Here is a 12,899-nt window from a genome sequence, read left to right as displayed (position 1 = left end):
CGGCCTGCCCGCATCGCCGGACAGGCCTTTCCGAGGGAATGAAGATGGTTCAACCGATCAGAAACCGATCGCAGGTGCCGCTGGATTCCTGCGATCTGGAAACCTGCCAGCGCGTCTTCGACAAGATCAGCGCCGACCACGCGGTGGCAAAGGACAGTGACGAAGCCGAACGAATGGCGAGCATCATCATCGATCTCTACCGGCAGGGCGTACGCGATCCCAATCACCTAAGCGCGATGGTCGAGGCAGCACGCGGCCTGTTCGAACCTGAAAGCGGTGATGAACCGAAGGCCTGATTGCCCGAAAGCGGATTTGCCGAGACGGGAAAACGGGGAGGACTTCGCTCTCGCCGCTCAACAAGCCGTGGCACGGCCTGCATGACCTATGTCAGCGCAGGCGCCGCCCGGGCGAGTTCGGGCGAATGACGCTCATCTCCTCATGCTGCACTTCGTTCTGGTCGTTCAGCACTGCGCGCCAAAGCCTGTTGCCGAGGCGAAGTGACACCCGCTTTGTGCCCGCGTGTTCGGCGGTGCCGATTTCCACGGAACTGACGACGGCGCCATGGCGCATGTGGCGGCGAAGATCGGCCAGCGACAGACCGAACCGCTCCGCGAGCTCGGATGAATCAAGGATAAAATCGCCGTTCGCGTCGCGTTCGATCAGCATCGGTTTTTCTCCAGTGGTTCACAACCGTTGCTCATGCGACATCAGGGATGGCGGCGCTGTCGTTCGGCAGCAGCCGCGCCACGGCGCTCAGCAGATCCGTCTGCGATATCAGGCCGAGGATCCGGTAATCGTCGTCGACGATAATGACGGCATGGGTGCGCCCGTCCGTCAGCACAGGCAGCAGCGAAAGAGCGGCATCTGAAGGCCTTGCGACCGCCGGTCTTGCGATTGCGCCCGAGATCGTTTCGGTGCTCGTCGCCAGTTCCCGCAAGCCGACGGTGCCGATCAGGCGGCCCTCCGGGTCCTTCACCGGCAGCGTGCGGATATTGTGCTTCAGGAGCAGATGCCGCGCGGATTCCGGTTCGGAAGCTTCGCCGACGGCGATCACGTCACGCGACATGATATCGGCGCAGCTGATCCCAGCGTTCGAGCGGATGACCGCCTGCAGCTCGACCTGCTGCAGCAGCCGGCTCAAATCCGCCCGGTCGATATCGAAGGTTTCATCAAGCGCTTCGAGAGCCGCATCGACATCCTCGTCGCGGAAGCCGATCCGCGCTGCGGACGGCAGGTCGACGGTCTGATGCGTGTTCTCGGCGGGCTTGGGAACGACGTGCGGATAGTTTCGCCTGGAAAGTTTGTGAAACAGCAGGCCGAGACCGACGAGGATGCAGGAATTCAACGCGACCGGCACGAAGGGAAAGAGAAAGCCCCAGCCGGCAACGACGGGACCGCCGAGGACGGCGGTCAACGCCGCTGCCCCTCCCGGCGGATGAAGGCAGCGCGTGAAGGACATCGCGCCGATGGCAAGCGACACCCCAACGCCGGTCGCGATGATCGGATCTCTGAAGAAATAGGAAGCGATGATGCCCATCATGGCGGAAATGGTGTTGCCGCCGATGATCGACCACGGCTGCGCCAGCGGACTTGCCGGCACCGCGAAGAGAAGCACCGCCGACGCGCCCATTGGGGCGACGATCAGCGGAAGATGTGGTCCCTGCCCGAAGAGATAGCCGCTGATGACACCGGTGAGGCCGATCGCCAGCAAGGCGCCGAAACAGGCGATCAATCGCTCCCGCAAGGTCGCGCCCGCCAGGATCGGCGAGAACAAGCGAAAGCGCCGGAAGCGGCTCTGCCCCACCTTGGGGGAAACGGGATACTGCATGACAAGACCAATGTTGATGAGGATTATTCGGCGGACCAGGGGAAGAGAGGCGCTAGTTCGTAGACAGCCTGGGATCTCTACTTTTTGTCGCGCTGAGGACTTCATGGAATGCATTGAACGCGCTGGGGCGGTCGTTCTTGCGAGTGACGAGCAGTGTCTCGACAGGCCCCAGCGGATGGGTTTGAACCACAGTTTGCCAGTGCATGAGATCGAGAACGGATTTCGGTATGACGCCCGCCATGTTGCCGGTCGCAACGCTCGCCAGGATCGCATGATAGGAGCCGAGTTCGCTCGTCGGCAGGGTGTTCGATTTGCGCGCCCAGCTTTCGGCGATCCGGCGATAGGTGCAGCCGGGCTCCAAAGCGGCGAGCGCGCCGACGCGGAGGTCGGCAGCCGATTTGATCGAGGGATGGCCCGACGGCAGAACGATCAGCAGCTCTTCGACGAAGATCGGCTCCATGTCGAGCGCTATGAGCTCGGCATCGAAACCAGCGTCTTCCCCGCGCATCGCCTTGGGCAGGCGGGCAATCAGCGCACAATCCAGCGCATCGGCCAGCACGTCGCGAGCAAGATCGCGGGAGGCGCCCATCGTCAGGTGAAGCGAGACATCGGGCCACATCTGCTTGAATTGGGTCAGCGCCGGCGGCAGCCGGCTTGCCGCCGTGCTTTCCATCGTGCCGACCCGCAATGTCCCGGACGGGGCGACCGGCCGCACGGCCTGGCGCGCCTCCAGCGCAAGCGCCGTCAGCTTGTTGGCATAGGCGAGGAAGGTTTCGCCCTCCCGTGTCAACGTCATCTTCTTGCCGTCGCGGCTGAAGAGGGACGTGCCGAGATCTTCCTCCAGCTGCTGGATGCGCGTCGTCACATTCGAAGGCACCCGCCCGACGGCCCTGGCGGCCTTCGTGACGCTGCGATCGCTGGCGACGGCGAGGAATATCTCGATCGACGAAAGATCCAATGAAAATCTCGTTTCCGGAATTATGGAGGCGGATAATTCTCTATATAAAAATCATTTCCGCAGCTCAAGTCGTATCACGATATAATTGGAGCCGATCAAGCGAAGCGGGAAGTAATTGCCGAAAAAAGGATCGCGACGCCGAGGGAATAGCCAGGAAGCCGCGATATTGCCTCTGCCGGAAGACAATTCCGGGGTTTGCGGCTGGCATGGGGTTTGCATCCACAAGTCTATCTGCAGATTGATCGGCGACGGCCCATGTTGCACCTTGTCTTGACCTGTCTTCTCCTGAGCGTCGCTTCGGGCCTGAGCATGCGGCGTTTTCTTCTGCCCTATTTCCAGGGCGGCGACCTCGCCGAGAAGTCCGCCCCGGTGACGGTCGTTGCAAGCGCCGTCTTTCTGGCCGCGATCGCCTTCACCGTCTCCGATCAGAATCTCTGGGCAAAATCCGTCATCCTGATGCTCGGCCTTTTCCTGGCGGCCACCTTTGACGATGCGAAGCCGAAGCTGACGATCGCGCTTTCCGTCGTCAGCCTCGCCGCCTATCTCGGGTTGCGTTCGATCGGCTGAGCCGTCCGGCAGGCTGCGCGGCAATACGGCCTACCCTGTGGTATCGAAGCTAAAGTCGAGGTGATCGTTTCCCAGCGAGAAACCCCCAGCGGTTTCTCGCAATCGGCGTTACCCTCAGGAAGCAAAGGACATCGACTGGCCGGCCGCGTACGTCCTGCGGCCATCGGCGACAGCGGTCTGGAAGTGCGAGATTCTTTCGTTCAGGACTTCCACCTGATGGCGAAGCCTGTGAATTTCCGCGGTGTTTTCTTCCACCATGGCAGCGTTGTGCTGGGTGATGTGCTCGACATCGCGAACGGCGTTGTTGACCTCCTCGATACCCTTGTATTGCGTGGTCGTGGAGGACGTGATGACCTGCACCAGCCCGTTGATCGAGGTGAAGTGCTCCATGATCGCCGACAGCGCTTGGCCGGTCTCCTCGACGAGCTTGACGCCCGCGCCGACCTGCGATGCGCTGGTGGAGATGAGCCCCTTGATCTCGCGGGCGGCGGTGGCGCAACGCTGCGCAAGCTCGCGAACTTCCTGCGCGACGACGGCAAAGCCCCTGCCGGCCTCTCCCGCACGGGCGGCTTCCACGCCCGCATTGAGCGCGAGAAGATTGGTCTGGAAGGCGATCTCGTCGATCACGCCGATGATGCTGCTGACCTTCTCTGACGACCGGTTGATTGCCCCCATGGCATCGACGGCCTTGGCGACGACGGCCGCGGAATGCTCCGCCTGTCGGTATGCCTCGGCGACCGAGCGCGACGTCTGGTTCGCGTTTTCGGCCGTCGTCCGCACGCTGACTGTGAGTTCGCCGAGCACGCGCGAGCTGTCCTCGAGGGCCGCGGCCTGCTGTTCCGTGCGGCGGGCCAGATCGTCGGCGGCACCCGAAAGGTTGGTGCTGCCCTCGGCGATCTCGTAGGTCGTGTTGCGAACCTCCGCGAGCGTCAGGCGCAGCGCATCGATGGCGTGATTGTAGGTCCGCGCCATCGCGACATATTCCGCGGCGAGATCTTCGCTCATCTCGGCGGTGAGATTGCCGTTGGCAAGCTTGCCGAGCATATCCGACAGGGCGCTCAGAGCCTCGCTCTGTTCGGCCTCGATACGCGCCTGCTCGGCCGCGCGGCGGGCCTGCTCCTGTTCGTCACGTGTCCTGTTTGCCTCGGCGACCTCTTCCAGCCTGGTTTTCTCCAGCGCCTGGTCGCGGAAGACGGTTACCGAGCGGATCATGTCGCCGATCTCGTCGCCGCGCTTGCCGTCGCCGATCGCGACGTTCAGATCGCCGTCTGCAAGCCGCATCATCGTCTGGGTGATCCGCTTCAGCGGTCCGCGCAGCGTTTCGATCAGCATCAGGCCGCCGATGATCGCAAGCACGGTGCCGGCTATCATGGTCGAGAGCGACATCGTCGCCGAGCGCTGGCTGATTTCCCTGCCGCTCTCCTGCGCCGTGCTGACGAATTGTTCCAGCGTGTGACTTGCCGCCGCCACGAGCTCGGTCGCCGCTTCTCTGTTCTTCTGCCACCGGTCCGCGATCGATATCAGAAGCGAGCTGTCCTTTTCGATCGAGGCAAGAGATGGCTCGATCTTCTTCGCAAGTTCCTGCAAGGCCGCGTTTTTCCCGCTCAAGGGTACGAGCTGTGCAGCGCTTTCGCGCAGCGCCTTGAGATCGGCGAGAACGGCATCCCGCGCTTGGCCGTCAACCCGCCTGTTCAGTTCACTTAGGTGCAGGCGCAGATCGTCGATCGATTTGAAAGCGGTGTTGACGATCGTCACCATCGAGCGGAGCGTGGCGATGTTCGCATCCATGCCGACAAAACGCTCGATAGCAGTATCCGCATTCCCGGAGGCGAGCTTTCCGAACTTCTCCTCAAAGCCCTGCAGATCCTGGTCGACGGGAGCATAACCCTCGAGCGTCAGGTTGGCGCTGTCCTTGGCCATCGCCGCGAGCTTGTCCGATACCGGCTTCAGCGCGGCAATCTGGCTTTGGGCCTTGTCGGAGGCGACTGCGGCGCTCCCGCCCATCTCCTTGACGAGCGGCGGCAGGAGGCTGCCGAGAGCCTCTGCGAGATCCGCAGGCGCGGTGGCCTGCGCGGTCGCCTTGCGCAACTTCGCAATACGTTGCGCGATATTCTTGTAGGCTGAGGCATCGAGAAGAAGCGCCCGGACGAAGGCTTCCTTTCCGTTCGCCTGATCCTGGAGAACGTCGAGCTGCTTGCGCGCGGTCTGGCTTTCCTTGAAAAGCTGCGCCACGGCATCATCGATCTCGTGTTCGGTATTCGCGCGCTCTTGCGACACTGCCCACAGCGCGTCGGCGCTGCCCTGCATCTTGCCGCCGAGTTCGCGCACTGCGGAGATCTGCTGCTTCTGCGCGGGATCGGAGAGCATGGCGTCGAGCGTCGCAGCGCCCTTTTCCTGATCGGAAATTCCGGCGATCAGCCGATCGCGCGTGGCCGCTGTCGGAAGGTCGGTAAAGGCCGTCAGGGAGGATCGCAGCTGCTGGAAACTGGAAAGGGTGTCGATCGTCTGGCGAGTGAGCGTCATCTGGCCCTTGAGCGTACCGGCGGTGAAATAGCCGAAAAGACCAATGCCGGCGATGAGGACGATCAGCGGCACCACGAAGAAGAGAACCTTCGTCACGATCCGCATGCGCTGCAACAGTCGATCAATGAATGCCATAAAATAGCCCCGCCCAGGAATGCTCACGCCTGATGGCGCGACCATAGCCGCAACTGCTAAAAAAATGGTCAATGGTGTCGAGTTTGTTGAGAGCCGTTGGCACGGTCGACGGCCCATCCTACGTCGTCCCAGGCCTTGCGCCGAGGATCTACCACATCTCGACCGCCGCAGATGCTTGGGGCACAAGCCCGAGCATGACGAAAGAGGAGTTGGCAGTCTTGTCCGCAGCCTGGAGAGCGCATGTCTGCACTCTCCAAGTCTCCAATTAGCCGATAGCCATGAGGCTCGCATTGCCGCCGGCAGCCGCGGTGTTGATCGAGGTCGACACCTCCTCCAGCAGCCAGTTGAGGCAATAGATCTCCGGATCGCTCGCCAGTTCCTCAGTGGTTGCGGCCTGGACCAGAAGAAGCGGGCCGGGCAGCGCGGCAATCCTGCGGTTGACGGCAAGAACCCTGTCGCGATCTCCTTCGACGAGCGCGCCCGAGAATGGCCCGTCCTTTTCCCAATCCGATGTCCAGGAAATCCGGCCGGCGACAGCCGCCGGAAGATCCGCCAGCACCGACGTCGATATGGAAGCCGCGTCGACGACCACATGGTTGCCCGTAGAAAGGGCAGCGGCGATCTGGCGATAGAGCCCGCTTTCGGTCTGCGGCACAAGAAGAATGCGGCCGCGGGGATGGAGTGCGTAGAGATTGCGCTCCCCGACGGGGCCGGTGAGTTCGCGTTCGAGCCCGAGCGCCGAGCGGCTCGCATAGAAGCGCGCGGCTTCGCCCTCACCTGGCAAGCCCTTCTTGTCGAGCCAGATGATGTAGTCGCGAAGGGCGAGATCCGTATGAACGGAATCCTGCTGCGGCGGTACGGGCGCAGGCTGCACCAGCCGGCCGATATAGAGCGGGCCGCCGGCCTTCGGGCCGGTTCCCGACAGGCCGCGGCCGCCGAAGGGCTGGACGCCGACGACCGCGCCGATGATGTTGCGGTTGACGTAGAGGTTTCCGGCCTTGATGCGGCTCGTCACATGCGCGATCGTTTCGTCGAGGCGGGTGTGAAGCCCGAATGTCAGCCCGTAACCCGAGGCGTTGATATCGTCGATCAGGCGGTCGAGCCCGTTTCTCTTGAAGCGGACGACATGCAGGACGGGTCCGAAGACCTCCTTCGTGAGGTCCGACAGCGACTTGATCTCGATGATCGTCGGCGGAACGAAGGTCCCGGCCGCCGCACTTTCCGGCAGCGGCAGCTGATCCACCTTGCGGCCGGCGCCGCGCATCGTTTCGATATGCTGGTCGATCTCCGCCTTCGCGCCGTCGTTGATGACAGGCCCGACATCGATGCTCAGCCGATCGGTGCGGCCGATCGTCAGTTCACGGAAGGCGCCCTTCAGCATGGCAAGCGTCCTGTCGGCCACATCGTCCTGCAGGCAGAGCACGCGCAGAGCCGAGCAGCGCTGGCCGGCACTGTCGAAGGCCGATGTCACGACGTCGGCCACCACCTGTTCGGCCAGGGCCGACGAGTCGACGATCATGCCGTTCTGACCGCCGGTTTCGGCAATCAGCGGGATCGGCTTACCGGTCGCCGACAGCCGTTCGGCCAGTTGCGCCTGGATCATGCGGGCAACTTCGGTCGAGCCGGTGAACATGACGCCCGCCGTTTCCTGAGCCCCGACCATGCCGGCGCCGAGGCGACCGCTGCCCGGCACGAACTGCAGGGCGCCGACAGGCACGCCGGCCTCATGGAGGATCTTGACGCTTTCCGAGGCGATGATCGGCGTGACGCCGGCGGGTTTCGCCAGTACGGGATTGCCGGCCACGAGTGCGGCGGCAACCTGCCCGGTGAAGATCGCCAGCGGAAAATTCCATGGGCTGATGCAGACGATCGGGCCGAGCGGCAGATGTGATGGGCCGAGCGTCTTGCGGGCCTGATCGGCATAGTAGCGCAGGAAATCCACCGCCTCGCGCACCTCGCCGACCGCATTGGCCGCGGATTTGCCGGCCTCGCGCATGATGATGCCCATCAGCACCTTGATGCGGGCCTGCATGATGTCGGCCGCCCGATCGAGGCAGGCGGCGCGCTCGGCCGGCGGCACGGCAGCCCATTGCGGTGCATATTCGGCCGCCATCGCAACGACACGGGCAGCCTCCTCGATCTTCAGTTCGGTGACCGTGCCGACGACGTCACGGTGATCGGCCGGATTGAGGACGTCACGCGTCACCCCATCGGCGGAACCGTCGGCGAGGATCGGAAGCGCATGCCACGGGGCCGTGGCGGTGGAGGCGAGCGTCTGCGCCAGATCTGCAAGCGTCGCCTCGCTCGAGAGATCGAGGCCGCTCGAATTGGCGCGGGCACTGCCGTAAAGGGCCTTCGGCGCGGCGATCTGCACATGCGGCGCACCGACGACGGGCATGGCCGAGACGGTCTCGGCCGGATCGGCGATCAGCGCCTCGACCGAAACGTTCGGATCGGAGATGCGGTGCACGAAGGAGGAATTGGCGCCGTTTTCGAGAAGGCGCCGCACCAGATAGGCGAGCAGCGTCTCATGCGTTCCAACAGGCGCATAGATGCGGCAGGGCCGGTCGAGCTTTTCCTTACCGACCACTTCGTCATAGAGAGGTTCGCCCATGCCGTGCAGGCACTGGAATTCATATTTGCCGACCGCGAAATCGGGACCGGCCAGATGATAGATCGTGGCGAGCGTCTGCGCATTATGGGTGGCGAACTGCGGGAAAACGGCATCGGCGGCGGCAAGCAGCTTGCGAGCACATGCGATATAGGCGACGTCGGTGTAGATCTTGCGGGTATAGACCGGATAATCGTCGAGACCGTCCAACTGGGCGCGCTTGATCTCCGCATCCCAATAGGCGCCCTTGACGAGACGGACCATCATCCGACGTCCGGAACGGCGCGCGAGATCGATGATGTAGTCGAGGACGAAGGGGCAACGCTTGCCATAGGCCTGCACGACAAAACCGAGGCCGTTCCATCCCGCCAGTTCCGAGTCAAAGCAGAGCTCTTCGAGCAGATCGAGCGAAAGCTCCAGCCGGTCGGCTTCCTCGGCGTCGATATTGAGGCCGATATCATAGGACTTGGCGAGAACGGCGAGCGCCTTGACCTTCGGCAGCAGCTCTCCCATCACCCGGCCGGCCTGCGCTCTGACATAGCGGGGGTGCAGGGCCGAAAGCTTGATCGAGATGCCGGGGCCGTCAAAGATCCCGCGCCCGTTCGACGCCTTGCCGATGGCGTGGATCGCCTTTTCGTAGTCCTTGAAATAGCGCTCGGCATCGGCGGCGGTCGTCGCGGCCTCGCCCAGCATGTCATAGGAATAGCGGAAGCCGCGCGCTTCCAACGGGCGTGCGCGCTTCAGCGCCTCTTCGATCGTTTCACCGGTGACGAACTGCTCGCCCATCATACGCATGGCCATATCGACGCCGCGGCGGATGACCGGCTCGCCGGCGCGCGCGATCAGCCGCGTCAGCGCCGCTGACAGGCTGCGGTCGTTGACCGTCGAGGTGAGCTTGCCGGTGACGACGAGCCCCCAGGTGGCGGCGTTGACGAACATGGATTTGCCGCCGCCAATATGCGAGGTCCAGTTGCCCTCGGCGATCTTGTCGCGGATCAGCGCATCGCGGGTTTCCGTATCGGGAATGCGCAGCAGCGCTTCGGCGAGACACATGAGCGCCACGCCTTCCTGGCTGGAAAGCGAATATTCCTGCACCAGCCCCTCGACGCCGGTGCCCTTATGCTTGGCGCGCAGGGCCTCGATCAGGGTGCGGGCCGTGCTGCGGATGTCGTAACGCTTCGCCTCGGAGACGCGCGCGGCAGCAACGAGCGGCGGCAGGCATTCCGTTTCCGGTCGGCGATAGGCAGCCGTGATGGCCTGGCGAAGCCCCGATTGCGGCCGGATCGGCGGCGCAAACGCCGAGAACGGCGCGGGATCATTGGATGGCGTGTTGTCGATCGCTGCGTTCAACATGAAGATACCTATCAATCGAAGACTGGTTTAACGGATGAATGAAACGCCGGGCTCGTCGTCTGAGAGCGCATCGTCCGTGACAGCAGGGCCGGAATATTCCGTCTCGCTGAGCGGGCGCGCATCCGGCTTATCGCGCTTGAGGGTGAGTGCGGCTGCTACCGCTCTTATCGCCACTGGCCGGTAGTGAGCGAGCAGGTCCGGCTTCTGATCGTCATCCGGTTCTTCCCTAGGCATGCATGACCCCGTTTTGCGTGCGGCACCGATGCGATCCTGACGATGCGTCAAGCGCCTGCGCCTTCCATCCCATTGCCGACGCATAAGGTATCACAGATCGCCGATCGCGATCTCACTTGATTTTCGCCATTTTCAACCTGTATGAACTTATTAAATGGCACTTGAAAGTTCAAATGGCTAGCGAACCCGACATCTTTAGTGAATTGGACCAGTTCGACAGAAAAATCCTCGCGGCTCTCGCCGAGGATGGAAGGCTGTCGATCACCGATCTTGCAGCGCGCGTCGGCCTGTCGAAGACGCCGTGCCAGCTCCGCTTCAAGCGGCTGATCAGCGAAGGCTATATCGAAGGCTTCAAGGCCGTCCTCAATCCATCGAAAATGCAGCTCGACCACATCGCCTTCGTCGAAGTGAAGCTATCCGATACCCGCGAAGATGCGCTGAAAAGCTTCAACGACGCCATCAAGAAGATCAGCGAAGTCGAGGAGTGCCACATGATCGCCGGCAGGTTCGACTATCTCCTGAAAATCCGCACCCGCGATATCGGCCGCTACCGCCGCGTCCTCGGCGAGCGCATCTCGACGCTGCCCCACGTTGCCAACACCTCGACCAATGTCGCGATGGAGACGATCAAGGAAGGCTGGGACAAGTTCGGGTCGAGTCTTTCCTGAGCCTGTTGCCGGCGATGGGCCAGAAGCAGTTCAGCCATCTCCCAGAATAGGGAGTCGTCGGAAAACCCCGCCCACTTTTCAGCATCATACTCTCGCTTTCCGGCCGCGTGCGCTCGGCTTCACCGGGACGCTTTTGCCATACTCGTTCCACCACGCCGTCAAAGCTTCCATCGTGGGGCCGAGACCCCGCGCTTTTTGCGTGATCTCACAGCCGAAGGCGCAAAGGTCGAAATTCTCTCACGCACATCCGAAGGCGTCGAACGTGTCGCCGCTGACATCGTCGAAGCGGGCGGCACGGCAGTCGGCATCGTCTGCGACGTCGGTGAGGCCGAGCAGATCACCGCCGCAGTGGACAAGGTTGTCGCGGCGTACGGTCGTATCGACATTCTCGTGAACAATGCTTTCGATGGTTCCGCGGTCTTGTCTTCGGTCATCGACCTCTCGGTCGAGCAATTGCAACGGAACTTCGATACCGGGCCGATCGCCTATCTCAGCTTCATGCAGGCCTGCTATCCTCATCTCAGGGAAAGCGGCGAAGGCCGGATCATCAACTTCGGCTCGATGGCCGCCACCAGCGGGCTGGCTGGTTATGGCCCGTACAACATGGCCAAGGAGGCGGTGCGCGCGCTGACCCGCACGGCGGCCCGTGAATGGGGTGCTGACAAGATCACCGTAAACAACGTCCTGCCGATCGCCGACACCTGGGGGGCTGCGGAAAAGGATGTTCCTCCGCCGATGAGTGCGCTCGCTCGTTTCGGCTCGCCGGAAGAGGACATTGCCCCGGTGGTCCTGTTCCTTGCCAGCAAGGATTCGCAGTTCATCACGGGCTACAGCCTCACCCCCGACGGCGGGGCAATCATCGACAGCGCCCGATAACCACCAGCAAGCAAGGGGCGCGGGGCGCGCGCCCCTTCGGCTTACCGTTGCCGGTGGCGGAAGGCTTCGACGAAAGCGGAGAAAGCAGGGGATGGATGGCGCCGGCTCGGATAGTAGAGATGATAGCCCTGAAACGTTGGCGCCCAGTCTACGAGCACTTCCTTCAACTGACCGCTGTCGTAATAGTGCCGGACGAGGTCCCTCGGGACATAGGATAGCCCCGCGCCATCGAGAGCGGCATTGATCGCCGATCCTATGTTGGTCATCACAAGTTGGCCTTCCACACGAACGCTGAACTCGCGCCCGTCCTTTTCGAACTCCCAGGCGTAGAGCGCGCCTGAGCTGGGAAGCCGCAGGTTGACGCAATTGTGGTCCGTCAAATCGTGCGGGGTCGCAGGTGCAGCGCGGCCCTCAAAATATCCCGGCGATCCCACGACAGCATAGGAGACATCGGGACCGATGCGCACAGCCACCATGTCGCGCGCAATTGCTTCGCCGAGCCGCACACCGGCATCGAACTGACGCTCGACGATATTCGTGAAACCGTTGTCGACGATGAGTTCAACGCTGATATCGGGGTAATCCCGCAGAAATGCCGGCAGCCTTGAACGGAATACGAGGTCGACGGCATCGTCGGGACACACGACCCTGATGTGACCCGAGGGTTTGTCGCGTAGTGCGCGGATGGCGCTGACTTCCGCAGCGATGCCTTCGAAGTGCGGCTGAATGCTTTCCACCAGGCGCGCACCGGCCGCCGTAGGCGCCACGTCACGCGTCGTGCGGGAAAGAAGGCGGACGCCGAGCCGTGCTTCGAGCGCGCTGATCGTATGGCTGAGCGCCGAGCGCGTGACGCCCAGCTTCGATGCAGCCCGCGTGAAACTCCGCTCCCGAGCCACCTCCAGGAACGCACGCATCTCGGTGAATTCGTCGCGCCGCATTGTTGAATCTCCTTCATCACGGCGTTCAGATTATAGCTTCTAGTCGCGCAAAACCAGCCCGGCTATCTCTTAGGCAACGGACAGGAGGTGGCATGAAAGAGGCCGCGCCCAGCATTGAGAGAACGGATTTCTGAGATGCAGATGATCTTGGGACAGTCACGCCTTGCGCTGTTTGGCCTACCTTACTTGGGTTTTCGCGAACTCATGG

General features: G+C 62.6%; 11 protein-coding genes and 1 pseudogene. 4 read left to right on the top strand and 8 right to left on the bottom strand.

The features are described 5' to 3' along the window. The first annotated feature begins 44 nt into the window (after nt 1–44). Nucleotides 45–296 (top strand): hypothetical protein, encoded by a 252-nt coding sequence (locus EFD55_RS08105; RefSeq protein ID WP_125844138.1) that lies wholly within the window; start codon nt 45–47, stop codon nt 294–296. Nucleotides 297–387: 91 nt separating this feature from the next. Here EFD55_RS08105 and EFD55_RS08100 read toward each other — a convergent pair whose 3' ends face one another. Genes EFD55_RS08100 through EFD55_RS08090 form a run of 3 tightly spaced genes read right to left on the bottom strand, consistent with a single transcriptional unit; the run spans nt 388 to nt 2,786 of the window. Further along, nucleotides 388–666 (bottom strand): DUF6522 family protein, encoded by a 279-nt coding sequence (locus tag EFD55_RS08100; protein WP_125844136.1) that lies wholly within the window; start codon nt 664–666, stop codon nt 388–390. 31 nt (nt 667–697) lie between these two features. Continuing rightward, the gene (locus tag EFD55_RS08095; protein ID WP_125844134.1) at nt 698–1,828 is read right to left on the bottom strand and encodes an HPP family protein; all 1,131 of its coding nucleotides are present in this window, start codon (nt 1,826–1,828) and stop codon (nt 698–700) included. A gap of 52 nt (nt 1,829–1,880) precedes the next feature. After that, on the bottom strand, nt 1,881–2,786 hold the full coding sequence (locus EFD55_RS08090) for a LysR substrate-binding domain-containing protein (protein WP_125844132.1): 906 nt from the start codon (nt 2,784–2,786) through the stop codon (nt 1,881–1,883). A 255-nt stretch (nt 2,787–3,041) separates the two neighbouring features. On the opposite strand from EFD55_RS08090, the gene EFD55_RS08085 reads away from it, so the two are divergent. Continuing rightward, nucleotides 3,042–3,353, top strand: a complete 312-nt coding sequence (locus EFD55_RS08085) for a hypothetical protein (RefSeq protein ID WP_125844130.1) — start codon at nt 3,042–3,044, stop codon at nt 3,351–3,353. Nucleotides 3,354–3,467: 114 nt separating this feature from the next. Here EFD55_RS08085 and EFD55_RS08080 read toward each other — a convergent pair whose 3' ends face one another. From EFD55_RS08080 to EFD55_RS08070, 3 genes are all read right to left on the bottom strand, one after another. Continuing rightward, nucleotides 3,468–6,011 carry a methyl-accepting chemotaxis protein gene (locus tag EFD55_RS08080; protein WP_125844128.1) on the bottom strand — a complete coding sequence of 848 codons (2,544 nt, stop codon included), beginning with the start codon at nt 6,009–6,011 and terminating at the stop codon, nt 3,468–3,470. Between the two features lie 265 nt (nt 6,012–6,276). Further along, nucleotides 6,277–9,975 (bottom strand): trifunctional transcriptional regulator/proline dehydrogenase/L-glutamate gamma-semialdehyde dehydrogenase, encoded by a 3,699-nt coding sequence (putA, locus tag EFD55_RS08075; protein WP_125844127.1) that lies wholly within the window; start codon nt 9,973–9,975, stop codon nt 6,277–6,279. Between the two features lie 27 nt (nt 9,976–10,002). Continuing rightward, on the bottom strand, nt 10,003–10,209 hold the full coding sequence (locus EFD55_RS08070; RefSeq protein WP_125844125.1) for a hypothetical protein: 207 nt from the start codon (nt 10,207–10,209) through the stop codon (nt 10,003–10,005). Between the two features lie 173 nt (nt 10,210–10,382). Between EFD55_RS08070 and EFD55_RS08065 the strand changes: the two genes are divergently transcribed. After that, a complete protein-coding gene (locus tag EFD55_RS08065; RefSeq protein WP_125844123.1) occupies nt 10,383–10,877 on the top strand; it encodes an Lrp/AsnC family transcriptional regulator in 495 nt (164 codons plus the stop codon). Between the two features lie 84 nt (nt 10,878–10,961). On the opposite strand, the pseudogene EFD55_RS33665 reads toward EFD55_RS08065, so the two are convergent. After that, a pseudogene (locus EFD55_RS33665) lies at nt 10,962–11,084 on the bottom strand (winged helix-turn-helix transcriptional regulator); the annotation flags it as partial. Between EFD55_RS33665 and EFD55_RS08055 the strand changes: the two are divergent. Next, complete coding sequence (locus EFD55_RS08055) at nt 11,073–11,753, top strand: SDR family NAD(P)-dependent oxidoreductase (protein ID WP_245438424.1); 681 nt, start codon at nt 11,073–11,075, stop codon at nt 11,751–11,753. The pseudogene EFD55_RS33665 and the gene EFD55_RS08055 sit on opposite strands and share 12 nt — an antisense overlap. Before the next feature lie 41 nt (nt 11,754–11,794). On the opposite strand, the gene EFD55_RS08050 is transcribed toward EFD55_RS08055, so the two are convergent. Then, complete coding sequence (locus tag EFD55_RS08050; protein WP_125844121.1) at nt 11,795–12,691, bottom strand: LysR family transcriptional regulator; 897 nt, start codon at nt 12,689–12,691, stop codon at nt 11,795–11,797. Nucleotides 12,692–12,899 lie beyond the last annotated feature (208 nt).

This window comes from Rhizobium pisi, assembly GCF_003938655.1.
GTDB classification, from domain to species: domain Bacteria; phylum Pseudomonadota; class Alphaproteobacteria; order Rhizobiales; family Rhizobiaceae; genus Rhizobium; species Rhizobium pisi.
This window is presented reverse-complemented; position numbering and strand designations above follow the sequence as displayed.

Coding starts and splice junctions, on each gene's coding strand:
- EFD55_RS08105 (WP_125844138.1), top strand. CDS start 45: ATGGTTCAACCGATCAGAAACCGATCGCAGGTGCCGCTGGATTCCTGC.
- EFD55_RS08100 (WP_125844136.1), bottom strand. CDS start 666: ATGCTGATCGAACGCGACGCGAACGGCGATTTTATCCTTGATTCATCC.
- EFD55_RS08095 (WP_125844134.1), bottom strand. CDS start 1,828: ATGCAGTATCCCGTTTCCCCCAAGGTGGGGCAGAGCCGCTTCCGGCGC.
- EFD55_RS08085 (WP_125844130.1), top strand. CDS start 3,042: ATGTTGCACCTTGTCTTGACCTGTCTTCTCCTGAGCGTCGCTTCGGGC.
- EFD55_RS08080 (WP_125844128.1), bottom strand. CDS start 6,011: ATGGCATTCATTGATCGACTGTTGCAGCGCATGCGGATCGTGACGAAG.
- putA (WP_125844127.1), bottom strand. CDS start 9,975: ATGTTGAACGCAGCGATCGACAACACGCCATCCAATGATCCCGCGCCG.
- EFD55_RS08070 (WP_125844125.1), bottom strand. CDS start 10,209: ATGCCTAGGGAAGAACCGGATGACGATCAGAAGCCGGACCTGCTCGCT.
- EFD55_RS08065 (WP_125844123.1), top strand. CDS start 10,383: ATGGCTAGCGAACCCGACATCTTTAGTGAATTGGACCAGTTCGACAGA.
- EFD55_RS08050 (WP_125844121.1), bottom strand. CDS start 12,691: ATGCGGCGCGACGAATTCACCGAGATGCGTGCGTTCCTGGAGGTGGCT.